The organism is Thiosulfatimonas sediminis, from assembly GCF_011398355.1.
Lineage (GTDB): Bacteria > Pseudomonadota > Gammaproteobacteria > Thiomicrospirales > Thiomicrospiraceae > Thiomicrorhabdus > Thiomicrorhabdus sediminis_A.
The window spans coordinates 664,565-690,124 of the sequence record NZ_AP021889.1 but is presented as its reverse complement, the minus strand read 5'-3'; the positions used below and the strand labels follow the sequence as shown (position 1 = coordinate 690,124).

Genomic DNA, 25,560 nt, shown 5'->3' with positions numbered 1-25,560 from the left:
CAACAGCCTGTTGCACAGTCCATCAAAGACATCCTTCTTTGAAATAGTCCAACAAGTTGTTGGACTAACGGAAAGTTATTTATTTTGCTCAAATCTTTTTTGTCTTGCTTTTCTCTGGTAAGCCACTAAATCCTTCACGTTCTAGGGATTTATTGAGTGTTAAACGACTAACTCCAAAATGCTCTGCGACTTCGGTTTTAGTAATCATAGGATCTTTGAGCATCGCAGCCGCTTTTTTAACGTCTTGTCCCGTCATAGCGGGTTTTCGTCCGCCTTTGCGTCCACGGGCTCTGGCGGCTTTTAGTCCTTCCAGGGTGCGTTCCCGTATCAAACTGTGCTCAAACTCCGCAAGTGCTCCGAAAATATGAAAAATAAGCTTGCCAGAAGGAGAGGTCGTGTCGATGGATTCCGTAATGGATTTAAAGCCCACGCCTTTAGACTCCAACTCGGAAATGATCTCCACCAGATCTTTCAGTGAGCGTGCAAGCCGGTCTAACTTCCAAACCACCAAGACATCACCTGCTCTTAGAGTTTTAAGGCAAATGTTTAATTCTGGCCGCTCTTTTTTCTTGCCAGTGATTTTTTCTTGAAAAGTTTGTTCGCAACCGGCTGCTGCGATTAAAGCATCCAATTGCAATTCTAGGTTTTGATCTTGAGTACTCACACGAGCGTAGCCGATAATCATTATTAAACGTACCTTTTGTTTACATAGAAAAGTTACTGTAATTTATTATCGTCTATTTGCGATTTCTTACAAGAAATCAACGGCTTCTTGACTGCGATAAGAAAACGACCGTTTTGTAATCGGCTTTACCGATCGATGGTATCAATAGAGCTTGTAAGAAAATAACTGGTGTTTCGCCCTTTGTTTTCAGGGTTTTTAATTAAAACCCCTCGTTTTTTAAGCTGGTTGATATCCCTTAACGCGGTGTCCGGTGAGCATTTACAGAGCTTGGCATATTTGGAGGTATTGATATTGCCTTTAAAATCCGCAGACAACATCAGATTAATGATGGTTTTTTGTCGTTCATTTACGCTTTGATGGCTGTTGATTTTTTGCCAAAGCTGGCTCTTGAACAATATTTGATTCAGGTCATGATTTGCGGATTTAAGTGCCAATTGAACGGCGTTCAAATACCAAGTCAGCCAAGGGGTGATGTCTAAATCGGCACGCTGCTGCATTTGCAGTCTTTTGTAATAATTCTTTTTGTCTTTTTGGATTTGCGAAGACAGGTTATAGAAACGCTGCTTAACCCCGTCGGATTCACTTAAGAAGGCATCAGAAATCGCACGCGCAATTCTGCCATTACCATCTTCAAACGGATGAATCGTTAAAAACCAAAGGTGTGCTATCCCGGATTTAATGATCGGGTCTAATGATTCATGCTCTGCCCAGTCAAAAAATTGCTGCATCATCTCATCAACTTGACTAGCAGGGGCTTCAAAATGCACTCGCAAGCGATCACCCATGCCACTGACAACCTGCATAGGATCACCATATTCTTCTCGCCATTGAGCAACAGTGATGGCGTGTATGCCGCTAAATCCATCTGGGAATAAGGCATTGTGCCACCCGAACAAACGCTGTTTGGTCAGAGGCTTATCGGACTGATCAGTGGCATCCAATAGCATTTCAACCATGCCTTCGGTTTTGCGGTCGGCTTTTTGATAATCTTTTTGGAATCCAAGATGTCTGGCGATTGAAGATCTGACATCGGATAAAGAGAGGTGTTCGTTTTCAATTAAGGCGGAATTTATGACGTTTTGGGTCTGAGCCTCAATAATAGCTGAGCCTTTTTCTTCAAATCCAACATCTTGAATTCGTCCAAGTAAAAGCCCTTGCTGATAACGAATGTCAGCAATAATTTTGAGAATATCCGCTTCATTCCAAGTAAAGTTTGGAAAATCGGGTGCTTGCCATAACCACATAATGCACGACCTTTTGAGTATTATGCGGTGATTATAACCTTATTCCCTGCAAAATTTGCGGTGAATAAAGCATTAAACACCGCAAACGACTTTGATTCCTAAAATTTCAGGTTATTGATGACAATCCAAAACGCGGATTGCATTAACCCAAAAGAGCAGCCTAAAACCTTACCGATCGGTAAAAACAATGTGATGCATTTGGCTCAGGATTGTTGCAGGCGATCTAAGTATGTCGGAAAGTTTTTCACCTGTATAACAGATTTCTCATCAATTGAGGCGGCCCTAGCAAACTCAAAAAAGCGCGTCCATTCGATTTTAAGATTGGCGTTAAGCAATGTAATCTCGGTCTCGAAAGTGCGAATGAGTTTTTGGTCGATTGCATCCAGACTATCCAGATAGTGTTTTAATGCCTCATGTTCAAAAGTCAGTTCTGATCTTTCGTTACCTTGCTTCAAGATGACTTTGATTTCGGAGTGACTGGTAAACGATCGACGAAACAGACTGAGTTGTGATCTACCAAGGTTTTTAAAATCTTCCGTTAGATCACGAATTCGACTCTCAAGTTTCTCAAGTCTGCTGAGCTGCCTGCCAAATTCTATGATTGACGCTGGCTCCTTAATATTATTAAAGGATATTGAATATATATTATATAGGGAGCCATCTTCCGACTCCAAAATCTCATTTTTGATTCTCTTTGGCGTCTGCAACAATTTCCATTCTTTTTTATTAAACACTTAAAGCTTTGATTTTAAATAAATTTTTCTGCTGCACAGGACACATTAAGACCTGTTGCATAGGCGGTTTTACAGAAAATTTGAAAAAAATAGCAACACTTGAAAAGCTGGCCTCTGCAACAAGAAAAACAGTCCTCTGTAACAACTATTATGTGGTATGTAACAACTCTTTTGAGTGCTAGTAACCGTTCTTGACTGAAGTTTTATCCGCAAAGGGGCTATTAAATAGCCCCCTTGTTTGACAATAACTCTTGTCTTAAATTTAGAATCCAAATAAAAAACGGCATCTTTCGATGCCGCCTAGTATGGAGTAATAAATTGCCCTCTACTGCATTTATTACCAAATTCATTCTATTCGACCTTGTCATACTTGCAAGCGGTACCGTGACAATTAAGTTTATAGGCGACATGAAATTCATGAACCCCATAACTGTGCTGCAAAAAAAAACCGCAAACATCAAAATGACATTTGCGGCCTAAGCTTACTTACTACTACCTTCGGAGGAAATCCATTGAAGATATTATTATCTTCACACATAAAGCTGAACTTACAAGCCATCACTGATAGGCAAATTCAATACTTCAATATTAATTTTTCTGACTTTGGTTTTGGGTACTCGGTAAATCGCAGCAAGCCGTCCAAATTGAATCGTATTAACCAGAACCGTTGACTTGCTGACTTTTTCAAGTCTGCCTTTCAATTTGCCACGATTACTCTCGTATTCAACCCAATCACCAACCTCTAGAACTTCTGACATTTTCAATTCCGGATGTTTTTAAATCACAGTAGATTATGAATGATGATTTGGTTTGAAGTGAAATTGAAAAGGGGCTACTCAGTAGCCCTTTGAAAAACAAAATGTCGAGGGCTATTTGCTCAATAAGTTTAAGACCCGTTAATCGCTTTAATCATTTCTTGTTGGAATTGTGGGGTTCATATCTTTTGAGTAGATTTTGTATGTAATCGTTACCCTGGTCGTTGTTTTAGAAACACGTTTAAGCTCAAGCTGGTAATCAGCAAGCCAATCTAGTTGCATTAAAGGCCCTCCATAGCGAGAAGCTATCGAGTAATAGGTACTGGGAATGGCATCAATCTTTGCTCTTGAGATGTTGTAAGCAGAGTGCGAAATGTCATCATCGGTATCCAAAAACTTGAGGTGTTTTTTCGAGTTGATATAAGCCATATCAACATTTTGCTTCACGAGTTCTGAGTGCTTAATTTCGTCTGACCACTTAGCTCCCTGAAGCGTTAGATTTGAACACCATCTTTTATCTGCTCGATGGTAAACATTGTCATACTTTGACTTTGGAATTCCGCAACCAGCATCTGCGGTTTCAGATGGTTGATTGGTCGTCGTTAGCAGGCCCTCTTCATAATTAACAGGCTTGCCAGTAAGAGGATTGTTAAAGCAGGTAATGCACTTCCCATTTATATAAGTATGGCTATCTTGATTTGTCGTAACGCAGCCGGACAGACTGGCAGATATGGCAATTATCCCTATTCGAATTAGATCTTGGCTCATGACCCATTAACCTCATTTTTTTGGTTGACTCAAAAATAAAATACGAGGTTCAAAATATCATGTAACGCAATACTTAAAAGGCCTTGCTAAACAGCGAAATACACCCAGAAGCAACTCTCTTGTAAGTTTTTAATTCTGTGTGTTAATACGCCGTAAGGCCTGCCCATTTTGAAAAAACTAGGGAGTTTAAAATGTCTTTAGAGCCATTAATTAAAAACTTTTACAATGTTGAAGAAGTGACCCGCCGCTGGCAAAAAATCCATCAAGATTATGGCAAAGATTTTTTGCAGGAGAAAATTGCCCGTGAAGAAATACCTGCTTTCATAAGCCTTCAAAACTGCTTGCTTTTTCCGGTTTCTGGGGTGAATAAGTTGTATAAGTACTTAGAACTGCATATCACCCCGACCTTGCGAGGCAAGGTTTATGTGGACGGTATCCATGAAAGCAATGAAGAACTGATTGCTCGCCGCCTGGCATCTCAAAAAACCTTTTATGCTTCTGCATGGGTCTTTGCGGATGCTCAACTTGAAAACACAAAGTTCAATAAAACCAGTCCTGGCAAATATACAAAAACTTTCGGCAATCAGGATTTATGTAAGCGACAATTTACCCACGCCCTAGTTTTCTAGGATGCGGTGTGATTCCACGGCAGAAGTGCTTCGAACTGCTCGAGGGTGTCGCAGTTGGGCAGGTCTCGGAAGAGATCGGTGAGATAAGCTTGGGGTTCGAGTCCGTTGGCTTTGGCGGTTTCAATCAAGCTGTACAGCATCGCACTGGCTTTGGCGCCTTTAACCGATTGGCTAAAGAGCCAGTTCTTGCGCCCGATCGCGAAGGGACGAATGGCATTCTCGACTGGATTATTGTCGATATTCAATCGCCCATTCGTGGTGAAGATTTGAAGCTTTTCCCAGTTTTTTGCCAGATAGCTCAAGGCCTCACCGAGTTTGCTTTTGGGCACGGTGCTGTTGAGGCTTTTATCCAACCACGTTTTGAGCTGTTCTAAAACCCGCAGGCTTTCGGTTTGCCGGATCTCAAGTCGTTTATTTGGTGGTTGGTCTTTGATGTGTTGTTCAATTTGATAGAGCTTTTGAATGAGATTGAGTGCCATGTCCGCCTTGCCGGTTTTATTCTTAGGCAGTACTTTTTTGGCATCCATAAACTTACGTCTGGCATGGGCCCAACAACCTAGATGGGTAATCTGTTCGGTTACACCGATTTTGTGATAACCCGCATAGTCATCGGTTTGTAGGAAGCCTTTAAACTCAGGTAATAAATTCATCGCGGTTTGTGTGGTGCGATCCGGTGCATAGTCGAATAACACCACTGGGTGTTTTTGATCGCCCGTCTTGCGTACCCACATGTAACTGTGGCTCTCTGCGGTTTTCCCCACCTCATTCAACACTTGCACACGCGTTTCATCCATATGCACATAGCCACTGTCGAGCAGAGAATCTTGCAGTAGGTTGTACAGTGGCTGGCAGAGTTGGGCCCCCTTAATCATCCAGTTGGCCATCGTTTGGCGTGACAGTTCGACCTCTAAACGTTCAAAGGCTTTTTCTTGACGATACAGCGGTACGCCATCTTGGTATTTCGCGGTGGCAATGTAGGCCATTAATCCCGGACCGGCGATGCTTTTGGGAATCGGCTGTTTGGGCATGGACGCTAACTTAAGCGAACCCTCACAACATGGGCAGGCGTATTTTTTACGCACTAACTGACGAACAATGATTTTGGCAGGAATAATTTCTAATTGCTCAGAGACTTCTTCACCGATTTCTTTGAACTCTGAGCCACAGTCACATTTCTCACCGGCCGGTAAGCAATGTTCAACACGTTGACGGGGAAGATTCTTTGGTAAGGGTTTACGACCCGCGTTGGATTTTGCTTTGGGTGAGGCACTCGAGGATTCATCACTACTCGACGCTCTCAAAGACGAATTGTCCTCGACTTCGGGTTCATTAAACAGTTCCGCTTGATCGGGGTGTTTTTCACTGCTTTTATAGAATTGACGAACCTTAAAGAACATGACCAATTCAGACAGACGACTGACTTCTTTGGCAAGCGTATCTATGTGCTGGTCTTTTTGAGCAAGTTGACTTGCTTGATGAAGGATATCTGATTGAGACTGCACGACCAACGCCTTTAAGGCCTCGATATCATCGGGTAAATCGTGAGCAGTCAGAGGTGTTTTCATGGGCGGGTAAGATACCCGAATTAGCCCACGTTGTCATAGAAAAGTGATTGATGCGGCTGTTGAAAAATATCCAAGCCATCGAGTAACTGATTAAGCTGTTTGCCTGTGACCGACACCGCTTCTTGATCGACGACTGGTGCTAACCATTTGAACTTGTGTTTCTCTAATCGCTTGTACCAGAGCACAAAACCATTGCGTTCCCAGTAGAGGAGTTTGACCTTATCGCGAGAACGGTTGCAAAACACAAACAGTGCGCCACTCATGGGAGAATGTCCCAGCTCAGCTTCCACAATGGCCGCCAGTCCATTAATGGATTTACGCATATCCACGGAATCACGATAGACAAAGACGTGTGCATCAAAGCTTGGTCTAAGCATGACGATTCAACTCGGTAATCAATTGCGCTAATTGCACCACGGAACACTCAAATGCCAATCCTTTTGCCTTGACTGCAATGCTGGTTGAGCACGGTTCAGGCTGATCGTGAATCACCATCGGCAAAAAGGCAGAAGATTCTTTGATGGGTGCTTGGCTTAAGTTTCGAAGCCTACGTCGCCAAGTATAAAAGGTTGAAATCGCCAAGCCTTGCTGCTGGCAAAATGCCCGTTGTGAAAGGCCACTGGCTTGCCAATCGGCAATCCGCTGCACCCAAAGTTCGTGTTTGCTCATCAAAATTCACCTGTGATTGAAAACACATAGAAGAATAACGAACTTTATCCAAGAATTTTAGATGTGGGTAAATTGGCGCTTACGGATTTATCTGAATTTTTTTAAATGAAAAGCATTTGTTATCGTCAGAGCACAGTATCAATGATCACTATGTTGAAAGTAACTGCCGGACAGATATTGAAACTGTTGAATCCGATGATCATGAACCGATCATTCGTGTTGAATGCCCAATTGCGGTCACGCCATTTGCTCAATCTGATAATCCATTTGGGATTTCATTCACGCCACCGGAAGAGATTGAAGTATTAAGCAAAATTAACCTGTCAAATCTTGGAGGAGAGTTAATAAATAAGATGTCACAAGCCTCTGTGGTGCTGTGGCGTGGTAAGTTTTATTACGTCGTGAACAAAAATACAAACTCCTACAAAGATCAAGAGTATCAGTGCTTGTCTTTATCTTCTGATGTTCTGAAATCTTATCAAGAAGCAGGTGGTGCGGTAATCCTTAAAGAAGATATTGAAGCCTTTGAACAAAATTTGTTTTTCGCTAACTCATCACAAAAAGATGATGTAAAACATCGTAAAGATGGAACTTTTTTGAAGTTATCTCAACGCCATGAGAAGATTCTTGAAGATTTTTCAGAGTCAGAAGAGTTTAAGGAATACGGGCAAAAAATTCAGCAGCAAAAAGTAAAAGAATGGTTAGTAAAAAATTGTAGGATTGAGAGTGATCGAAGAGTGCTTAAAGAATTAATAAATCAGAAATACAAAATTGGATCTGGAAATATAGACAAACCTATGTTGACTCTCCGAATAAATTAAAAGCAACGGGAAAAATTAACCTTGGTAAGTCATTGATTTTACCAGGAAAATTGGTACGACCGAGTGGATTCGAACCACCGACCCCCACCATGTCAAGGTGGTGCTCTAACCAACTGAGCTACGGTCGTACTGTATATTTTGATACGCAAAGTTTGCGTAGGATTGGTACCAGTGGGCGGACTCGAACCGCCACGGTGTCACCACCAACGGATTTTGAATCCGTCATGTCTACCAATTTCATCACACTGGCACTGAATTGTGGCGCGTATATTAATCATTCAACTGGGCACTGTCAAGCGCCTTTCTGGTAATTTCACGTTATTCTTACGATTATCTTGCCGATTCAACGCTGTTCATTTTTTTGCTTTGGGTGTGGGCTTTCTCTAAACAGTTGAAAACAAAGGAGCAATCAGCGAAAATACCGCCCTTTTTGTGAGAAGCGCAGAATAAACTCACATTGGTTTGAGCAAGGGGCTTACAGGGTGTAAATTCTAGCTCGATTTTAAACGGCATCGTCCAACAACATTGCTGTCTTGCCTAAGCGGAATATTGCTTTTCCTAAACGCACTTGGAATTGATTCTGCGCGCCCCAGTCCATGCAGCCGTTTTGACTGTGACTTTTTCATATATTTTAGAGAGCCTACCGTGAAACGCCAAGATTTCTATTTTGATTTACCGGATAACTTAATCGCTCAGCAACCCGCAGCAGAGCGACGCGGCAGTCGCCTATTGGTGATGCAGCCGGACGGCTCACTGTTAGACCAGCAGTTTCCTAATATTTTGGACTTTATTCAGCCAAATGATTTATTGGTATTCAACAATACCCGTGTCATTCCAGCGCGCTTGTTTGGTCAAAAAGAGAGCGGCGGCAAGATTGAACTGTTGATTGAACGAGTGCTGGATGAGAAAACCCTGCTTACCCACATTCGCTCTAGCCGTTCGCCAAAAGCCGGTGCAAAACTGACTATTGAGAACGCTTTTGATGTTGAAGTAATTGGTCGTGAAGATGCTCTATTTAAAGTACAAGTCATTGATAACAATCTGAGTGCACTGGAACTGATTGAAGAACATGGGCATATGCCATTGCCGCCATATATCGAACGCCATCAAGATGAAGATGGCGATAGCGCCGAAGACAAAGAACGCTATCAAACCGTATACGGCGAAAAACCGGGCGCCGTGGCAGCACCGACGGCAGGTCTGCACTTTGATGAAGACTTGATGCAAGCAATTAAAGATAAAGGTGCGCAAATTGGTTTTGTCACTTTGCATGTTGGCGCCGGTACTTTTAAACCGGTTCAAGTTGATAATATTGCCGAACATGTGATGCATTCAGAATATCTGGAAGTAGACGAAACCGTAGTCGAGCAAATCAAACAAACCAAAGCCAATGGTGGTCGCGTGATTGCCATTGGCACAACCTCGGTTCGCTCACTAGAAAGCGCGGCTAAATACTCAGATGGCGAGTTACAAGCCTACCGCGGTGAAACCGACATTTTCATCACACCAGGTTATCAATTCCAAGTGGTGGATGTTTTGCAAACCAACTTCCACCTGCCGGAATCAACATTGATTATGCTGGTCTCGGCACTGGCGGGTTATGAGCGCACCATGAGTGCGTACCAACACGCCGTAGAGAATAAATACCGATTTTTCAGTTATGGGGATGCGATGTTAGTGCACCCTGCTAATCCAAAATAAGAAGACAGACAGAATATGGAATTTGAATTAGACAACACCGATGGTCGCGCGCGTCGAGGCCGCCTAAAATTTGCTCGTGGCGTGGTCGAAACCCCAGCGTTTATGCCGGTCGGTACTTATGGCTCGGTCAAAGGCATGACACCGGAAGAAATTGCAGCAACCGGTGCGCAAATTATTTTGGGCAACACCTTCCATTTAGCACTGCGTCCGGGCACCGATATTATCGAGCAACATGGCGACTTACATGACTTTACCCATTGGCAAGGCCCCATCCTCACCGACTCGGGTGGTTTTCAGGTGTTCAGCTTAGGCAAGATGCGCAAAATCAAAGAAGAAGGCGTGACGTTTCAAAGCCCAGTTAACGGCTCAAAAATCTTTATGGGACCAGAAGAATCGATGGAGGTTCAGCGCAAACTCGGTTCTGACATCGTGATGATTTTTGATGAATGCACCCCCTATCCGGCGGACCACAAAACCGCACGTATCTCGATGGAACTCTCGCTACGCTGGGCAGAACGCTCGAAAACCGCACATGGCGACAACCCTTCTGCACTGTTCGGCATTGTCCAAGGCGGCATGTATGAAGACTTGCGCATTATTTCTGCCGAAGGTTTGAAAGAAATCGGTTTTGACGGCTATGCAATTGGCGGCTTGTCGGTTGGTGAACCAAAAGAAGAAATGATGGCCGCGCTAGATTATACCGAGCCGCACCTACCGAAAGACAAACCACGCTACCTGATGGGTGTGGGGAAACCAGAAGATTTAGTAGAAGCGGTGCGTCGAGGCATTGATATGTTCGACTGCGTCATGCCAACGCGTAACGCGCGTAACGGCTTTCTATTTTCACGCAAAGGCGTGGTCAAGCTACGCAATGCGGTAAACAAAACCAGCCTAGAACCAATCGACAGCGAATGCCAGTGTTACACCTGCAAAAACTACACGCGCGCTTATCTACACCATTTAGACAAATGCCGTGAAATCCAAGGCGCTCGCTTAAATACCATTCATAACCTGACTTACTATCAAGACCTAATGAAAGGCATGCGTGACGCGATTGCGGCCAATCGCCTGCAAGATTTTGTGGAAGAATTTTATGCGGGCATCGGGCAACCCGTGCCGCCGTTAAACGATTAGGCTAAAAAAAGACTTGAAAAAATCGCGCTCCAGCACGCATTTCGCCGCATAACGTTATTCGGGTTTCAAGGCAGTAAATCACCGGTATTTACAACGCTAAGAGCAGATGCGTAGTTAATCGCGTAAAAGAGCCGATTATTTAAGGATTTTTTCAACTAGCTGTGCCAAAATACAGCCGTTTATTTTATCGATACCGACATTAGGAGAAATCTATGAGCTTTTTTATTAGCGATGCAATGGCTGAGGGATCTGCGGCAGCACAAGGCGGCGGCTGGGAAGGGCTAATTCCGCTAGTGCTATTGTTTGTGGTGTTCTATTTTTTATTAATCCGCCCACAACAGAAAAAAGTTAAAGAACATAAAAACTTGGTTCAGTCTTTGAAGAAAGGCGATGAAATCGTCACCTACGGTGGACTACTTGGCAAAATTCGTGAAATTAACGACAGCTTCTGCGATTTAGAAATCGCCGACAACGTTATCGTTAAAGTTGAACGCCATAACATTGCACGCCTTCTACCAAAAGGCACCATGCGCGGCGAATAACCGCCGAGCAAAAACGAGGGGGCTAAATGCCCCTTTGTTGTTTTAAAAGCGCTTGGCGCTCGACACAATGCGATTTCTACGCTATCAAGCAAATCATCCAATCGATGGTCAAGGTGGCGGACAATTCCGGAAAGCAATCTATGTTTCAAACACAACAAAAAATAATCAGCAACCAGTATCCTGCATGGAAATATCTGCTGCTCATTGTGATTACCGTTCTAGGCATTACGTATGCCATGCCAAACATTTTTGGCGACGATCCAGCGGTACAAATCTCACCGGCAAAATCGGTCGAATTTACCCAACAAACCCAGCAACAAGTGGCCAACATTCTTGAACAATCAAATTTGGCGGTCAAATCCTCGGTTTTTGAAAACGGCAAGTTTTTGATTCGTTTTCAAAATGCCGAAGACCAACTGAAAGCCAAATCACTGCTGAAAGAAGAACTCGGTCGCAGCGCCGTCGTTGCGCTTAACCTTGCGCCGGCAACCCCTAGCTGGTTGAGCGGTTTAGGTGGTCAACCGATGTACCTTGGTTTGGATTTACGCGGCGGGGTTCACTTTTTGATGGACGTCGACATGGAAGCGGCGGTCGAAAAAGCTTACCAGCGAAACGTCGATGAACTTAAAGGCCTATTGCGTGAGCAGAAAGTGCGTTATCTGCCTTTTGAGGCACAAAAGAACCAGATTGAAATCGCCTTCGCTTCGGATGAATATTTCCAAAACGGTTTAAGCGTCATCCAAGCCGAATTTGCGCAACGCTTTATCATCACGCCGGATCAAAGCACCGCTAAGCCGCGCGTTGTCTTGACCTTTTCGGATGCAACCATTGCCGAAACACAGAAGTACGCGCTACAGCAGAACATCACCACCCTTCGCAACCGTATCAACGAACTGGGCGTTGCCGAGCCGGTGATTCAACAGCAAGGTGAGCGTCGCATCGTGGTACAACTGCCTGGCGTGCAAGATACCGCCCGTGCCAAAGAAATCCTTGGCGCCACCGCAACGCTGGAATTTCGTATGGTTGACGAGCAAGGCGATGCGGAGCGTGCGCAAAAAACCGGTTTTGCACCGAACAATGCCGAACTGCAACACTTCCGTGACGGTCGTCCAATTCTATTGCAGCGCCAGCTTATCGTCTCCGGTGAAAACGTTATCAATGCCCAATCCAGTATCGACCCACAACAAGGTTCGCCAATGGTTAGCGTTACGCTAGATGGTGCTGGTGGCCGCAAAATGCTGGCGACGACTAAGAAAAACATTGGCAATCGCATGGCGGTACTGTTTATCGAAAATCGGATTGATACGATTGAAGTCAACGGTGAAAAAATCAAAAAACGGGTGACCAGTAAAGACGTTATTAACGCCGCCGTGATTCGTGGACAGTTTGCTGAACGCTTCCAAATCACCGGCTTAGACTCGCCACAAGAAGCGCAAGATTTGGCGCTACTACTCCGCGCCGGTGCGCTGGCTGCACCGATGGAAATCGTTGAAGAACGTACCGTTGGGCCAAGCATGGGTCAAGACAACATCAACCAGGGCTTTCTGTCCGTTATCATCGGGTTTCTCTTAGTCTTGATTTTAATGGTATGGCGCTACAAGTTCTTCGGCATGATTGCCAATTTTGCCCTGATGTTGAACTTAGTGATTATCATCGCGGTACTTTCGCTACTACAGGCGACCTTAACCCTACCAGGGATTGCCGGTATCGTCTTAACCGTCGGGATGGCGGTTGATGCGAACGTACTGATTTTTGAACGGATTCGTGAAGAGTTGAAGAACGGCTCCATCCAAAATGCCATCTACTCAGGTTATGAAAAAGCATTTGTAACCATCGCTGACGCCAATATCACCACCCTATTGGCGGCTTTGGTTCTGTTCAGTTTTGGTACAGGGCCGATTAAAGGCTTCGCGATTACACTGTCTATCGGGATTTTAACCTCGATGTTTACCGCCATCCTTGGCACACGCGCCATTATCAATTGGTATTACGGCAATAAGCGCGTTGAGAAACTGTCGATTTAGGAAGAGATATGACGACTGCGACTGAAACAAAAATGATTAACTTTATGGGCCAGCGCACTTTGGCGCTGGCGCTCTCGGCGCTAATGATTATCGCCTCCTTGGCCGGACTTTGGGTTAAAGGCTTAAATTTTGGTATCGACTTTACAGGCGGCACCTTAATTGAACTCTCTTATCCGCAACCGGTAGACCTAAACAACTTACGCGAAGATCTGAGCAAAGCGGGTTTTGACGAAGCGGTAGCACAACACTTTGGCGCAGCTGAAGATGTTTTAATCCGCATCGCACCGCGCGATGGCATGAACAGCGCCCAGCTAAGCAACCAAGTGATGGATACCTTACGTGCCGCCAGCACCGATCCAATCGAACTCCGTCGCGTTGAATTTGTTGGCCCACAAGTGGGCGACGAATTGACTGAAGACGGGGCTTTAGCGGTGTTATATGCACTTTTTGGGGTTTTGATTTATGTCGCGCTTCGTTTTGAATGGCGCTTTTCACTTGGCTCGGTGGCCGCGTTAATTCATGACGTTGTAATCACTCTGGGTGTTTTCGCTTGGACGCAGATGCAATTTGACTTAACCGTCGTCGCAGCACTCTTAGCGGTTATCGGCTACTCGCTCAACGACACAATCGTTGTGTTCGACCGCGTACGCGAGAATTTTCGCACCATGCGTGAACCCGACCCGGTTGAAATCACTAATATCGCTGTAAACCAGATGCTTTCGCGTACCATCATGACCTCTTTAACCACGCTTGTGGTTTTGTTAGCGCTATTCTTCCTAGGCGGCGCGGTGATCAGCGGCTTTGCGGCGGCGCTTATCGTTGGCGTTGTGGTCGGTACCTACTCATCAACTTATGTGGCCTCCGCAATTGCGCTCGCACTGGGGGTTTCGAAAGAAGATTTGATGAAAGCGCCTAAAGAGGAACGCGACACGGAATCCGACGAAGCTGAACTGCAACGCATTTTCTTAGAGCAAGAAGCCAAACGCGAAGCACAGCTCGCCAAAAACGGCACGAAAGCTGAGCAATAAGGGAATTGCAAAAACGCGATAAAAAAATTCATGGCTAAGGCATAGAGTAAAATTTGGTTACTCCCCTAAAACCTGATACATTAAAGGCAGCTACATTCACGCTGCCTTTTTTATATGTGCCAACAAGAGCACTCAGAACAGCTTACTAAAAAGAAACATTACTCTATGCAAGCAGCCAGTCTCGAAAAACTCGACAATGCGCGAACCCTAGCAGAACAATTCGCCTCTGCTCGGCATTCACAAACACCTCATCAAAACAAGAAGGCCGAGGTGCCTGCCGAGCTAACCCAGCCAAGTCAACCGCTTGCTAGGCAAGATACCTTGGCTAAAACGACTGAAACGACTCAATCACCAGTGACAAACGAACCACAAATCGCCAGCAAAAACAAAAAAATCAAACTGGGTGCACACTATCAGCCGAATGTTCGCCCGCATCAACCGAGCATTACCGCATTTGAAGTTGCTCACTGGCGCAACCGATTATGGTTAAATCCTTTTTTAGCCCTCAGCGCCTTAGTTTGGTTGCCATTTATCGCCGGTGTTTTTACTGAAAACTTATGGATTAACTTACTGGTATTAAGCACCCTCAGCTTTATCGAGTACCGCCTTACCCTGCGCACTTGCAAAGCGTTACATACCGTCAAAACACCGCTATGGCAGCGCTCATGGCTGATGTATAACCTACGCAGAGTGATGGTTATCAGCATGATGTTGATGCTATTTGTCTTGGCCATCCCCTATGAGTCGATGTTCATCATCGGGTATTTGGCCATCTTGGCGCTGTATACCCTTAGCCAAGTGGTTGTTTTTAAACAACGCCACCAACAGCGCCAGCAACAATTTGTGCGGCTCGCTTAATGATTTATTTTAAAAAAGAGACATCAAACAGCAGACTTTTCTTTGTGTCCACCTATATAGGGAGATTGCAATGAACACGCATTCATCACCTTCGCTACCTGATGCGCTGGCCATATATAACGAGCTGTACAGTGTTATTAAACAGACACAAGGCGCCGTGGAACTTCCCTATGCGGACGAATGCCTGCTTGGGGGCTTATATCGCCAAGCGCTTTTTGGTGATTGTATCCGTACTGGCCCAAGTCGCAATGATCTACACGATTATCACAAACACGAAATTTGGTGCTGCCTAAAAGGCATTTCACGAGAGGAGGCCACCACCTTATTTATTCAAGAGTTGAATCGGGTCAAAACCACCATTCAACAAAGCATTGAACAATTAGAGATGAAGACCATTCATCCTATTTTTTACCCTACACCTGTTTTTCAAGCAAAAAGCTTCTAATGCGTTAGCCACTCTATTTAAGTGTAGCCTTACTACTACTCCGAAGTAGTACTTAAAGCGGACCGCCATCAGTCCGCTTATTTTTTTCAGGCAACCCTTTTTGCCAATAAATCCCCTGACTTGTATAATACGGCTTCTTTAAATTTTACTGAATTGTCAGTAACTTAATTCCCAAGCGGTTGAACATTCATGTCGTTACTTCTCGAAACCACCAAACGTCGCACCTTTGCGATTATCTCTCACCCGGATGCCGGTAAAACTACGGTGACCGAAAAGTTGCTGCTTTACGGCGGTGCGATTCAGATGGCGGGCGCGGTTAAAAGCCGTAAAACCGACCGTGGCGCAACCTCTGACTGGATGAAAATGGAGCAAGAGCGTGGCATCTCGGTCGCCTCATCGGTGATGCAGTTCCCTTACAAGGGTGCGATTATGAACTTACTCGACACGCCAGGGCACGAAGACTTTTCGGAAGACACCTATCGTGTTCTGACCGCGGTGGATTCCGCCCTTATGGTCATCGACGTCGCCAAAGGGGTTGAGGACCGCACCATTAAACTAATGGAAGTCTGTCGTCTTCGCACCACACCGATTTTGACCTTTATCAACAAACTTGACCGTGAAGGCAAAGAGCCGATTGAACTGCTAGACGAAGTCGAAGACGTGCTCAAAATTGCTTGTGCGCCAATGACTTGGCCTATCGGTATGGGCAAGCGATTCAAAGGGATTTACCACATCTACAACGACACAGTTCGCATTTTCTCGCACGCAGATAACCAAAAAGCGACTGAAGGGGAATTGATTAGCGGCCTTGACAATCCTCGTCTGGATGAGTTGCTTGGCGGTCAGGCGCAAGAACTCCGCGACGAAATCGAGTTGGTTCGTGGCGCGAGCCACGAGTTTGACCTTGAACTATTCCTTGCCGGTGAACTTACTCCGGTATTCTTTGGTTCGGCAGTTAATAACTTTGGCCTGCAAGAGCTATTAGACGGCTTTGAAAAATACGCCCCAGCCCCAAAAGGACGCGAAACAGACAGTCGCTTTGTCGAAGCGGAAGAAGATAAAGTCACGGGATTCGTGTTTAAAATTCAAGCCAATATGGACCCGAAACACCGTGACCGTGTCGCTTTTATGCGTATTGTCTCTGGTAAGTACGAATCGGGCATGAGCTTAAAGCACGTACGTATCGGCAAAGATGTTCGCATCTCCAAGGCCATCACCTTCCTTGCCAATAAGCGCGACCATGCAGAAGAAGCCTATCCAGGCGACATTATCGGCTTGCACAACCACGGCACGATTAAAATTGGCGACACCTTTACGCAAGGCGAAGAACTCAAGTTCACCGGAATACCTAACTTCGCACCGGAACTTTTCCGCCGCGCGCAGCTAAAAGACCCGATGAAAATGAAAGCACTGCAAAAAGGCTTGCAACAGCTCTCCGAAGAAGGGGCTACTCAGCTTTTCCGTCCAGTAAACAATAATGATTTAATTCTTGGCGCAGTCGGTGTACTGCAGTTTGAAGTGGTCGCACAACGCTTGAAAGACGAATACAACGTCGCTTGTATCTTTGAGCCTGTGAATGTAACCACCGCGCGCTGGGTGATTGGCGACAAAGCGGAAATTGAGAAATTTTCCAAAAAAGTGACCGAAAACGTCGCTTACGATGCCGCCGATCAACTGGTGTATATTGCCCCAACTCGCGTCAATCTCTCGTTAATACAAGAGCGCTGGCCTGAACTGCAATTTGTCGCAACTCGCGAACACTGATTCGACTTAGAAAGTTGCTCTTATTCTGATGCAACTGCCTATTTAAAAAACCAGAAGCCTATCTTCTGGTTTTTTTCTCACTTAATGGAACTTCTGTCGCCCAGTATTGGCTAGCTTTTTGCCTAACACCTCTGGCTCAACCTGTTTCCAAAACTTATAAAAACGCGGCGGTACCGTTGTCAACGGCGAGGTTAAGCTGCTCGGCACATCCAGTAAAACCATTGTTACCGATTTGGATAACTCCTTGGCAATCTCTTGTAAATCAGGTTCAAACGGACGATAAACAAAAACTTCAGCCATCTCGTTCTGCTTGACCAATTGCCGCAATACAGAGACGGTTTCACCTTGATAAACCTGCAAGTTTGGGTAAGGCAAATCAAGCAACGACTCGTACAAAAATACCATCCGCGACAACGACCACCCCTTATTTCTGAAGTAGTCATTATCCCAAACAAATACCACCCTATCCTCCGGCAGCAGTTCATCCACGTTAAACAATGCCAGAGCCTCATCGTGAAGCCAAATCAAGCGACACATTATTGCCAAATCTCTTTAGCGGCTAGCGGAAACAAGAAAGCCCTCAACTCATCATAACTCTGGTCAAAAATAGCATTTGTCGGATCTTCAGCCTCTAAACAGCCGCGGCTAAATTGTTGCAAATTCGCTAAGTTGAAAAAGTACGGCTTGGCACTGAAAGTGGATGCTACCCACTGCCACGAAAGATTATTACTGGCCAAGTCACCATCCAGCAGATGCTGCAAAAACCAACGCGCACCAGCCTGCCAAGACACTTTACGCCAGTGCACAATATAAGCGGCTAAATACAAACGAGCGTGATTGTGCAACCAACCTTGTTCAAGCAACTGTACAATCATTTGATCAATAACTCTTACGCCGGTTTGGCCGGTCATAATATCCTGCGGTAGAACCGTCAAATAATCACTCGCTGCATAGCCCGTTTTATAGGGCTCAACATCCTGCCATGCCGCTTGCGGATTGGCCTCAAGATAGCGATGAAAATAGTCTCGCCAAGTCAATTGTTGCAGCAGCCGTACGCTGTCAGTGGCTGCATAATCGCGCTGCAATCTTTCCTGCAATTCGCGCGGAGCAAGTAAACCGTGCCGGATATAGGGCGATAAATGAGTAACGTGCCCATCGAAATAATTTCGATCCTGTGAATACTGCGCAGGGTCTATTTGGGCTAGCAATGACTGCGCCACGCTCCAACCGCCTAAAGGGGTGTCAATTTGAACTCCGTCAATGCTTTCTGATTTCTCATTCTCAAATGACAATTGATGCACATATTGAATTAAATGCTTCCGCTCAGCAAATTCGTGTAAACCAATTTTAACCAAGACTATCACTCCTCAATCAACAATATGTATACAAAACACATAAAAGAATAAAACCAATGACCCAAAAGAGCAATTGCGTAGGATTAAGTATTCGAAACAAAAGAAAGCAACAGAAAACAAAAAAGCCCGAGCATGGTTAGCACGGGCTTCTTAAATGGCTCCCCCACCTGGGCTCGAACCAGGGACACACGGATTAACAGTCCGTTGCTCTACCAACTGAGCTATAGGGGAATGGTTTTGCCCTAACGGGCAAGTCAAAAATAATTGAATACTCTTAACTTAAAATTTGGCTCCCCCACCTGGGCTCGAACCAGGGACACACGGATTAACAGTCCGTTGCTCTACCAACTGAGCTATAGGGGAGTGATATCTAAAAGCGCTAAGCGTTTTAGATGGTGCGTATTATATTGAGCAGAAATTTCAATGCAAGTATTTTTTTAATTATTCCTAAAACCAACTGATTTTTTAGAACAAATTTTCATTTACCAAGGCGAAAATACGCTAAAAACAAAAACGCCGACCTTTGTGACAAAGATCGGCGTTTTTGCGTAACAGGCGTTTTTTGCTTATTTAAGCAAAGTTACCGCTGCTTGAGCTGCTTCTGCAACTGGGATATTCACTAAAACCGCAACAACCGTTGCAGCAAAAACCAATGCACCCGGGATAATTTTCTTTTCCATTTTTCTGTCCTTACCTTTATGCGCCACTGTTAAAAAACAGCGGTGTATCAAAAAATCGTCGGGAATTATAACGATTTAGCGGTATCGGAGTTATAGAAAATTTACCCGCTCCCATAGTGTTTTTTATGGGTAAATGCGATTTTGAACAACATAGAATAAGCCGCCTTAAGTAAACGCCAATATCATCTCAAATATCTGCTTGGCGAGATAATCAACATCGTTATGTTGCGGCTCTGCGCCCGGCAAAAAGGAGCGCATGGCGCCGAGTTGCACATGAAAAACCAATAAACCCAATACCGAGGTAATTGCAAAGTGACTGTCAATCCGGCGATTAGGCGGCGAGATTTGCAGCAGAATCTGCTGCAATTGCGAACAGGACTGAGTCATGACTTCTTCAGCAAGAAACTGCATCCGCTGCGGATTATTTGATAACAATTCACGCCACAACAGCTGACGAAAAACCGAATCTTGCTGCATTTTGCGAGCACTCAGTACAATCACCTGAAATAATTTGTCTTGCGGCGGCGCATCACCGTTAAAAACCAAGGCAAGTTCGGCATTATGTTGCCGAAATACTTGCTGCAGAACCGCCTGATAAAGACTCTGCTTATCGCTAAAATGGTGGTACAGCGAAGGCGCTTTTATCGCACAGTGTTGCGCGATATCCCGCATTGTAATCAAGTCAAAACCGTCTTTGGCAAACAGTCGCGCAGCCTGTTCTACAATCCGTAACGCCGTCGGCTTTAGCTCGGTCGGCACGGGGTTGTTACTCAAAACTGGTTCCTAAATCGCCGCCCGTTAATTCCTTGTACAGATGCACTGCATTATTCTGATGCGTCTGCTCATACACCGGACGCGCCTTATATTGGGACTGATCGATGCTGCTCATGTCCTCTTCTTTGCCACCAGCATCGATTTTCTTTTGCACCTCTGCACGCAAGAACTCCATATAACCCAACGTATCACGGGCAACGGTTGCCATATCAGTTGGTGCACCATGTCCGGGAATCACAACCACATCGACCGGCATCGCAGCTTGCATCGCCTTAAAGGTGTCGATCCAATGGCCGACATGAGTGTAAGGGAAAAACGCTAAAGAACGTTTGTTATAGCCAACATCACCGGTAAAGAGCAGATTCCGACTTGGAATGTAAGCCAAAGTCGAACCGGGTGTATGTCCTGGGCCAAAATTTAACAACTCCACCGTTTCCCCGCCGCCAACATCAATGACCAACTTGTCTTCAAACTCAATAAACTTGTCACTGACATCGCGCGCATCCTGCGTAATCGCTTGTCCAACACGCGCTGCCCAGCTGGCTTTTATCTGTTCGAAACCATTCGCAAAGTCTTGATTGGCACGCTGATTGGAATAGAGATTTTTAACACCAATATCTGCCCAATAGCTGGCGCCAAGATAAGCATGCCCTTGCGAGTTTTCAACCGCCAACCACTTCACCGACTTATTGGTATGACGCTTAATCATCTGATGAAAACTGTAAGCTACCGCGGGATTGGGCCCAGCGTTAAACACAAATACCCCATCAGCAAACTCCACCCACGACAGGTTATTGTTTAACCCGTAGTTCTCGGGAGTATGCCAAATCAAACTGCCGACTACGGTATAAACGCCATCCATCACCTTGGTTGGTTTCGGCAGAGGTAACTCTTTACCGACATAACCAGCCTTACGCACCGTATTGGTCACATCTTTGATATAAGCGTCTACCGAGGCCGTTAATGAGCCGTTCTCCTTTGCATAGGCTGCAAAACCGGCCAAATATGGGTCAGAATTATCGGCAGCTTGCGCACTGCTCAATGATGCAGAAAAAGCGAATAATAACGACAATGGCAAAACCGCCAAACAACGTGCACGATGCGTAAACGTATACCGAGAAAACATAGTGCTTACCTGAGCTATCGACATAGAAAAAAACTCCCGATTTTTCGTTTAAATTAACTAAGGAGATACAGAACAAGTCCAAATAGGGATTGGCTCTGCAACCCCTAACAATTGTTAGGGAATTTATCTTAACAGTTCCCCTTAATCATCAAACCTGAATTTTTTTATGCTATCTAAAAGATTTTTAGCGGTGTACCGATGAGAGAATAACCCGAAAGAGGCCAGTTGATGAGGACACAAAACTGTATCCAAAATGACTTGAAACGCAAGAACCACCAAGCTAAGACTGGTTCTTGATACAGAATCCACGCATTTGTTAAAACGTAGAACACCGGCAATACAAAGCACAAACTTGGCGCCTGCTGCCTTTCTACCACTCAAATTATGGATAACAAGAAACACCACAAAACCGTGCGCATTCCCCCTCGCTTGAGTCAATCCAGATTTCAATCTGCAGCGGCTTATCAAGCGAGGTTTTCGTGATTATAGCTTGTTAGTTTGAACGCTCAGTCTATGCTCGGATTGGCACGCCTGGGCCTGTCGCACCATCCAAACCGATGGCTTCAAGATGATTAAGTTCAGCGATATCCTGCAAGCCTTCGGCAATCAATTGCAAGCCAATCGAATGACCCAGTGTACAAGCACCGCGCACAAATCCTTCTGACTCTGAATTTTTACGACTGATATCTTGAATCAGTACCGCATCAACTTTAATGTAATCCAAGCCAACTTCTTGCAAGCGCGAAATTTTGCCAAAACCAGAACCCGCTTTATCCAAGCCAACTTTACAGCCGAGTGGCTTAACCAGTTCACAAAACTCAATAAAGTAATTTAAATTATCTAAAATCGCGCGTTCAGGTAGCTCTAACCACAATTTATCCGCACAGCCACTCGTCTTCAGCATATCGACCAAAATATCACGCTGCTGCAGCTCTTTTAAGGTCTCAATCGACAAGTTAAGTGCCACCTGTAACTGTCCACTTTGTACTTTGGGTTGTCCCAAGATATGCTCAGCTAACGCCAAGTCCATTTGCGGCAAGAGATTTAAACGACGCGCCCAAGGTAAGAAATCACCTGCGGACAATGCTTTCCCATCCACATTCAAACGCATCATCGCCTCTGAATGTAACAGGCGATTCTTAATATCCACAACAGGGAAAAGCTGCGCCACAACGCCTCCGGAAGACAGCGCATCCAATAAAGTAGTGCGCCATTCGTTTGCGTTGAGCAACAAGCCTTTCGCCTGAATCGACCGCTCAATCACCATAGCTGTATGCTTCTCACTTTCGGCTTCAACTAACAAACTGTCAATTTTCTGGAACAAATTCTGGCGACTTTCGTCTCCTTTAAAGGTACAGGCAGCCATGGGTAGCTGCAAATTAACCTCTTGCGCATAACTCTTGGCATAGGTGGACATAAACACCTCCAGAGCCTTAGCCACCGGCTGTAAATCATCAATAGCCGTTAATATGACCGCAAAGTCACTGCCGTTTAAACGCCCTAACAGATACTCATCAAACTCTTTATTATGCTGTTTAACTGTATTACCAATCTGCTCTGCGATGCCTTTCAATAGCTGGTCGGTTTTTTGATGCCCCAAGGTTTTGTTTACCGTCAACAAATCACAGATACGAATGAGCAACATTCCATTACGGGTGTTTTTGTCTTCGTCACGCAGAATACTTTCCAGCTTTCCAACAAAAAACTCGCGGTTAGCGAGACCCGTTAAAGGATCATGCTGACTTTTGTAGCGCATCTCATCAAGACGACGACTTTCGTTTTCCAGCATGCTACGCACTCGCGCAGAGAGGGTGTTCATGGCGCGCACCAAACGATTAAACTCTAACGTTTTCGGCTCTTGTGAAGTGATAAAACGACGCCCACCAATCGCTTCCGCCTGCTTAACGACATCTTCTAATGGGCTGGTTAAGTAGCGCAAAACCCAAGTTCCAATCGCGCCTAACAACAGCGCAGCGAATAAAAACCACAACAAAAATTGCAGCGTGGTTTTCCACAAAGATTCATATGCAAAGCGGTCATCACTTTCGACGATTAAAGTACCATATTGCTTCCAACCGTCTTGAATTTGCGCCACACCTTTACCGGCTTTGATCGGCACCAACTCTTTAAACCAATTTGGCACATGAGCCTGAACATCTGTTTCATGTACTTTAACTACGCGCTCTTGACCACTTGGATCGAGCAGTTCAATTTTTTTGTAGTTACCAGTATCAAATTGCGCAGCGACCAGTAACTCAACCATCACATCCTCTTTATCCATCTGACTAATCATCAGTGCGAGGGAATTGGCGTTATCACTGTTTTTCAAACTCAACTGCTCAATGTAATAGCCTTTGGCGCTTAAGGTGCTGATGGAAAAGCTGGCAAAAAACACCAATATCATCAGCCCAATAATTGCGATCCATAACTGTTTAACCAAAGACATAACCTACTCCTTTTTGCGCCGCTGAGGTTACTGAAAAAATAAATTGGGGAGCTCTACTCTTGCTACTCGGACTCATAAACTGATGCCCTCTTGCTTTAACTTAGTAACCACCTGTTGCCAACGCGATAAACGCGCCATCGGATTTGACGTGGTGGCTTTGGAAAGACCAGCCCATAGACCACGACTATTAAAACTAAACACAGGATTCAAATCGCTGCGCTGACTGGCCGGCTTCACTTCACCGATCAGATTATCCAAAATTAATGGCATCGCATCCGGAGTGGCGTAATAACCTAACACCATATGCGCCTGAGTTCGACCGGCATAAAACGCTTTAACATAGATCAGTCGTAAATGTTCATCCGCGACACCGGCTAAACGCAGTGTGACATATTTTGCGATTGCATAATCTTCACAATCGCCTACGCCCTTACCAAAGGTTTCCGCTAACGATGACCAGTGATCGGCCACGCGATTGTTACTCATATCCGACTGATAATAGACGACTTTGTTTACAAAGGTATTCGCTTCTTGCAATTTTTGCAGGTCGGACATCCCCTGCATTTGTTCAAGCGTTGTCTGCCAAGTTTTCGCCAAACGACCGCGCTGTTCACCATACTCACTGCTGACGGCGTTATAAAAACGACTAAAGTCGAGCATCACTTGGTTGAGTGCGTAACTCGCCGTAGCAACAAAGAAGATAAGCGCCAACAGCCACTTTTGTATTGAACTAAACACAGAGAGATGTGGCGAAGAGGGACGCCAAAGAATACGCTTAGCCATAGATATATAGGCTAAATAGTCGACTGCAGATTGTCTGCAAAGGGTTAAACAACGTCAATGCGACAACTCCTTACTGCCAAAATCGAGCGGTCGCAGAAAACCTAGTTTTAAGACGTTTAGTTGCTGCATAGACCTGCCCTAACTTGCTAACATGAATCATTCAATCGAGTTGATTTTCTATGACTTCCAAGGAAGTTACCTTACCAAAACCGTAAAATTACGCAAGGCAAGAAAGGTTACAGCAAGCATGGGTAAATCAAGTTTTGTTGCAATAAGTGGCTTGCAAGTTGTTGAGAAACCTTCTTGAAGCTTTTTCAAGAAGTGCGATAGGTCAAATCATAACGCGCTTGATCAATTTTTGCGGAACAGTCACTTTCATCAAACACGCCGACGTTAAAACGAAAACGATTGTTTTTGCGCTCGAGGTAATAGCATTGATTCGCCTTAATCGTAACCTGCATATTCTCTTCATGAGTTTTGCCCATCGTATCGAGATACGTCATTTTGAATTGATACGTTTTAGGAACCAATAATAATTTATCGCGAAAAACATAATTGCCATTCACATAAACCTTGGGATAAAGCCGACCAAAATCATCCGCCAAATTCGTGGTTAACGCAAACTGGCTAGCAGGCCTCTGCGGATCCAACACCGCTTGACTAGAACAACCTGACTGTAACACTGCAACAGTGCTAACGCCGATGACTGTCCACACTGTTAACCAACGTAAAGACTTAATTGAACGTCGAAGCCTTGCCATTATTTCTTGTTCTAACTGCGGTTTTTTTATCATTCTTTCTGAAACCTTTTATCCAATTTACGCTAAGGGCCAATCATTGAAATGTTTGGCTTTTATCTAACGCACTTGGCATTTTCCCTATACTTTTTTCAATCTTAAAACCTGCCTTAAGACGGCATCACTTGCGACAATATAAACAAATTCTAATCTTTTTGCGAATCCCCTTTCGCTCAAACTCACCTTTTAAGCACCCAGATTCGCACAGAACAAGCGCCCATTGACTTCAGCAC

Annotated in this window: 25 protein-coding genes and 4 tRNA genes; 10 read left to right on the top strand and 19 right to left on the bottom strand. The window is 44.9% G+C overall.

What is annotated here, in order from left to right; genetic code table 11:
- Positions 1-88 precede the first annotated feature (88 nt).
- The 5 genes from HRR27_RS03135 to HRR27_RS03115 all read right to left on the bottom strand — a co-directional run bounded on the left by HRR27_RS03135 (position 89) and on the right by HRR27_RS03115 (position 4,186).
- Positions 89-685 (bottom strand): recombinase family protein, encoded by a 597-nt coding sequence (locus HRR27_RS03135; protein WP_173270801.1) that lies wholly within the window; start codon positions 683-685, stop codon positions 89-91.
- Positions 686-810: 125 nt separating this feature from the next.
- A complete protein-coding gene (locus HRR27_RS03130) occupies positions 811-1,929 on the bottom strand; it encodes a Fic family protein (protein ID WP_173270798.1) in 1,119 nt (372 codons plus the stop codon).
- Between the two features lie 203 nt (positions 1,930-2,132).
- Positions 2,133-2,663 carry a hypothetical protein gene (locus HRR27_RS03125; RefSeq protein ID WP_173270795.1) on the bottom strand — a complete coding sequence of 177 codons (531 nt, stop codon included), beginning with the start codon at positions 2,661-2,663 and terminating at the stop codon, positions 2,133-2,135.
- Between the two features lie 548 nt (positions 2,664-3,211).
- Positions 3,212-3,421: a hypothetical protein gene (locus HRR27_RS03120; RefSeq protein ID WP_173270792.1), complete on the bottom strand. Its 210-nt coding sequence runs from the start codon at positions 3,419-3,421 to the stop codon at positions 3,212-3,214.
- Positions 3,422-3,568: 147 nt separating this feature from the next.
- Complete coding sequence (locus tag HRR27_RS03115; RefSeq protein WP_173270789.1) at positions 3,569-4,186, bottom strand: hypothetical protein; 618 nt, start codon at positions 4,184-4,186, stop codon at positions 3,569-3,571.
- A 191-nt stretch (positions 4,187-4,377) separates the two neighbouring features.
- Here HRR27_RS03115 and HRR27_RS03110 point away from each other — a divergent pair, with 191 nt between their 5' ends.
- A complete protein-coding gene (locus HRR27_RS03110) occupies positions 4,378-4,815 on the top strand; it encodes a hypothetical protein (protein WP_173270786.1) in 438 nt (145 codons plus the stop codon).
- On the opposite strand, the gene tnpC is transcribed toward HRR27_RS03110, so the two are convergent.
- From tnpC to tnpA, 3 genes are read right to left on the bottom strand one after another with little or no spacing between them, the layout of a single operon-like run.
- Positions 4,812-6,380 (bottom strand): IS66 family transposase, encoded by a 1,569-nt coding sequence (gene tnpC, locus HRR27_RS03105; RefSeq protein ID WP_173270783.1) that lies wholly within the window; start codon positions 6,378-6,380, stop codon positions 4,812-4,814. The two genes, HRR27_RS03110 and tnpC, sit on opposite strands and share 4 nt — an antisense overlap.
- Positions 6,381-6,400: 20 nt before the next feature.
- Positions 6,401-6,757 (bottom strand): IS66 family insertion sequence element accessory protein TnpB, encoded by a 357-nt coding sequence (gene tnpB, locus HRR27_RS03100; RefSeq protein WP_173270780.1) that lies wholly within the window; start codon positions 6,755-6,757, stop codon positions 6,401-6,403.
- On the bottom strand, positions 6,750-7,049 hold the full coding sequence (gene tnpA / locus HRR27_RS03095) for an IS66 family insertion sequence element accessory protein TnpA (protein ID WP_173270778.1): 300 nt from the start codon (positions 7,047-7,049) through the stop codon (positions 6,750-6,752). The genes tnpB and tnpA overlap by 8 nt, the downstream gene beginning before the upstream one ends.
- 116 nt (positions 7,050-7,165) lie before the next feature.
- On the opposite strand from tnpA, the gene HRR27_RS03090 reads away from it, so the two are divergent.
- On the top strand, positions 7,166-7,870 hold the full coding sequence (locus HRR27_RS03090; protein ID WP_173270775.1) for a hypothetical protein: 705 nt from the start codon (positions 7,166-7,168) through the stop codon (positions 7,868-7,870).
- Between the two features lie 51 nt (positions 7,871-7,921).
- On the opposite strand, the gene HRR27_RS03085 is transcribed toward HRR27_RS03090, so the two are convergent.
- Together HRR27_RS03085 and HRR27_RS03080 are read right to left on the bottom strand one after the other, a co-directional pair.
- Positions 7,922-7,998: transfer RNA gene (locus tag HRR27_RS03085), tRNA-Val, on the bottom strand.
- Positions 7,999-8,033: 35 nt separating this feature from the next.
- A tRNA-Leu gene (locus HRR27_RS03080) sits at positions 8,034-8,120 on the bottom strand.
- A 395-nt stretch (positions 8,121-8,515) separates the two neighbouring features.
- On the opposite strand from HRR27_RS03080, the gene queA reads away from it, so the two are divergent.
- The 8 genes from queA to HRR27_RS03040 all read left to right on the top strand — a co-directional run bounded on the left by queA (position 8,516) and on the right by HRR27_RS03040 (position 17,366).
- Positions 8,516-9,571, top strand: a complete 1,056-nt coding sequence (gene queA / locus HRR27_RS03075; protein WP_173270772.1) for a tRNA preQ1(34) S-adenosylmethionine ribosyltransferase-isomerase QueA — start codon at positions 8,516-8,518, stop codon at positions 9,569-9,571.
- Positions 9,572-9,586: 15 nt separating this feature from the next.
- A complete protein-coding gene (gene tgt / locus HRR27_RS03070; RefSeq protein ID WP_173270769.1) occupies positions 9,587-10,705 on the top strand; it encodes a tRNA guanosine(34) transglycosylase Tgt in 1,119 nt (372 codons plus the stop codon).
- Between the two features lie 212 nt (positions 10,706-10,917).
- Entirely contained in the window at positions 10,918-11,247 is a 330-nt protein-coding gene (yajC, locus tag HRR27_RS03065) for a preprotein translocase subunit YajC (protein WP_173270765.1), read from the top strand.
- A gap of 140 nt (positions 11,248-11,387) precedes the next feature.
- Positions 11,388-13,271, top strand: a complete 1,884-nt coding sequence (gene secD / locus HRR27_RS03060) for a protein translocase subunit SecD (protein WP_173270762.1) — start codon at positions 11,388-11,390, stop codon at positions 13,269-13,271.
- A gap of 8 nt (positions 13,272-13,279) precedes the next feature.
- Positions 13,280-14,299 carry a protein translocase subunit SecF gene (secF, locus tag HRR27_RS03055; RefSeq protein WP_173270758.1) on the top strand — a complete coding sequence of 340 codons (1,020 nt, stop codon included), beginning with the start codon at positions 13,280-13,282 and terminating at the stop codon, positions 14,297-14,299.
- Between the two features lie 165 nt (positions 14,300-14,464).
- Positions 14,465-15,157, top strand: a complete 693-nt coding sequence (locus HRR27_RS03050) for a hypothetical protein (protein ID WP_173270755.1) — start codon at positions 14,465-14,467, stop codon at positions 15,155-15,157.
- 70 nt (positions 15,158-15,227) lie between these two features.
- Positions 15,228-15,602, top strand: coding sequence for an acyl-CoA-binding domain-containing protein (locus HRR27_RS03045; RefSeq protein WP_173270752.1), 375 nt, complete (start codon positions 15,228-15,230; stop codon positions 15,600-15,602).
- Between the two features lie 189 nt (positions 15,603-15,791).
- Positions 15,792-17,366: a peptide chain release factor 3 gene (locus tag HRR27_RS03040; protein ID WP_173270748.1), complete on the top strand. Its 1,575-nt coding sequence runs from the start codon at positions 15,792-15,794 to the stop codon at positions 17,364-17,366.
- 81 nt (positions 17,367-17,447) lie between these two features.
- Here the strand turns inward: HRR27_RS03040 and HRR27_RS03035 are convergent, their stop codons facing one another.
- The 9 genes from HRR27_RS03035 to HRR27_RS02995 all read right to left on the bottom strand — a co-directional run bounded on the left by HRR27_RS03035 (position 17,448) and on the right by HRR27_RS02995 (position 25,324).
- A complete protein-coding gene (locus tag HRR27_RS03035; protein ID WP_173270744.1) occupies positions 17,448-17,903 on the bottom strand; it encodes a hypothetical protein in 456 nt (151 codons plus the stop codon).
- A complete protein-coding gene (locus HRR27_RS03030; RefSeq protein ID WP_173270741.1) occupies positions 17,903-18,721 on the bottom strand; it encodes an FAD-binding domain-containing protein in 819 nt (272 codons plus the stop codon). The genes HRR27_RS03035 and HRR27_RS03030 overlap by 1 nt, the downstream gene beginning before the upstream one ends.
- A gap of 155 nt (positions 18,722-18,876) precedes the next feature.
- Positions 18,877-18,952, bottom strand: a tRNA-Asn gene (locus HRR27_RS03025).
- Between the two features lie 56 nt (positions 18,953-19,008).
- Positions 19,009-19,084, bottom strand: a tRNA-Asn gene (locus tag HRR27_RS03020).
- Positions 19,085-19,566: 482 nt separating this feature from the next.
- Positions 19,567-20,175 carry a TetR/AcrR family transcriptional regulator gene (locus tag HRR27_RS03015; protein WP_173270738.1) on the bottom strand — a complete coding sequence of 203 codons (609 nt, stop codon included), beginning with the start codon at positions 20,173-20,175 and terminating at the stop codon, positions 19,567-19,569.
- Positions 20,168-21,325 (bottom strand): MBL fold metallo-hydrolase, encoded by a 1,158-nt coding sequence (locus HRR27_RS03010; protein ID WP_243830870.1) that lies wholly within the window; start codon positions 21,323-21,325, stop codon positions 20,168-20,170. Before HRR27_RS03010 ends, HRR27_RS03015 begins: the two co-directional genes overlap by 8 nt.
- A gap of 487 nt (positions 21,326-21,812) precedes the next feature.
- Complete coding sequence (locus HRR27_RS03005) at positions 21,813-23,747, bottom strand: bifunctional diguanylate cyclase/phosphodiesterase (RefSeq protein WP_173270736.1); 1,935 nt, start codon at positions 23,745-23,747, stop codon at positions 21,813-21,815.
- Between the two features lie 72 nt (positions 23,748-23,819).
- A complete protein-coding gene (locus tag HRR27_RS03000) occupies positions 23,820-24,530 on the bottom strand; it encodes a transglutaminase-like cysteine peptidase (protein WP_173270732.1) in 711 nt (236 codons plus the stop codon).
- Between the two features lie 314 nt (positions 24,531-24,844).
- On the bottom strand, positions 24,845-25,324 hold the full coding sequence (locus HRR27_RS02995; RefSeq protein ID WP_173270729.1) for a hypothetical protein: 480 nt from the start codon (positions 25,322-25,324) through the stop codon (positions 24,845-24,847).
- Positions 25,325-25,560: the final 236 nt, after the last annotated feature.

Excerpts from the sequence above, each read along its gene's own strand:
- HRR27_RS03135 (WP_173270801.1), bottom strand. The coding sequence starts at position 685 with ATGATTATCGGCTACGCTCGTGTGAGTACTCAAGATCAAAACCTAGAA.
- HRR27_RS03130 (WP_173270798.1), bottom strand. The coding sequence starts at position 1,929 with ATGTGGTTATGGCAAGCACCCGATTTTCCAAACTTTACTTGGAATGAA.
- HRR27_RS03120 (WP_173270792.1), bottom strand. The coding sequence starts at position 3,421 with ATGTCAGAAGTTCTAGAGGTTGGTGATTGGGTTGAATACGAGAGTAAT.
- HRR27_RS03115 (WP_173270789.1), bottom strand. The coding sequence starts at position 4,186 with ATGAGCCAAGATCTAATTCGAATAGGGATAATTGCCATATCTGCCAGT.
- HRR27_RS03110 (WP_173270786.1), top strand. The coding sequence starts at position 4,378 with ATGTCTTTAGAGCCATTAATTAAAAACTTTTACAATGTTGAAGAAGTG.
- tnpC (WP_173270783.1), bottom strand. The coding sequence starts at position 6,380 with ATGAAAACACCTCTGACTGCTCACGATTTACCCGATGATATCGAGGCC.
- tnpB (WP_173270780.1), bottom strand. The coding sequence starts at position 6,757 with ATGCTTAGACCAAGCTTTGATGCACACGTCTTTGTCTATCGTGATTCC.
- tnpA (WP_173270778.1), bottom strand. The coding sequence starts at position 7,049 with ATGAGCAAACACGAACTTTGGGTGCAGCGGATTGCCGATTGGCAAGCC.
- tgt (WP_173270769.1), top strand. The coding sequence starts at position 9,587 with ATGGAATTTGAATTAGACAACACCGATGGTCGCGCGCGTCGAGGCCGC.
- yajC (WP_173270765.1), top strand. The coding sequence starts at position 10,918 with ATGAGCTTTTTTATTAGCGATGCAATGGCTGAGGGATCTGCGGCAGCA.
- secD (WP_173270762.1), top strand. The coding sequence starts at position 11,388 with ATGTTTCAAACACAACAAAAAATAATCAGCAACCAGTATCCTGCATGG.
- secF (WP_173270758.1), top strand. The coding sequence starts at position 13,280 with ATGACGACTGCGACTGAAACAAAAATGATTAACTTTATGGGCCAGCGC.
- HRR27_RS03050 (WP_173270755.1), top strand. The coding sequence starts at position 14,465 with ATGCAAGCAGCCAGTCTCGAAAAACTCGACAATGCGCGAACCCTAGCA.
- HRR27_RS03045 (WP_173270752.1), top strand. The coding sequence starts at position 15,228 with ATGAACACGCATTCATCACCTTCGCTACCTGATGCGCTGGCCATATAT.
- HRR27_RS03040 (WP_173270748.1), top strand. The coding sequence starts at position 15,792 with ATGTCGTTACTTCTCGAAACCACCAAACGTCGCACCTTTGCGATTATC.
- HRR27_RS03035 (WP_173270744.1), bottom strand. The coding sequence starts at position 17,903 with ATGTGTCGCTTGATTTGGCTTCACGATGAGGCTCTGGCATTGTTTAAC.
- HRR27_RS03010 (WP_243830870.1), bottom strand. The coding sequence starts at position 21,325 with ATGTCGATAGCTCAGGTAAGCACTATGTTTTCTCGGTATACGTTTACG.
- HRR27_RS03005 (WP_173270736.1), bottom strand. The coding sequence starts at position 23,747 with ATGTCTTTGGTTAAACAGTTATGGATCGCAATTATTGGGCTGATGATA.
- HRR27_RS03000 (WP_173270732.1), bottom strand. The coding sequence starts at position 24,530 with ATGGCTAAGCGTATTCTTTGGCGTCCCTCTTCGCCACATCTCTCTGTG.
- HRR27_RS02995 (WP_173270729.1), bottom strand. The coding sequence starts at position 25,324 with ATGATAAAAAAACCGCAGTTAGAACAAGAAATAATGGCAAGGCTTCGA.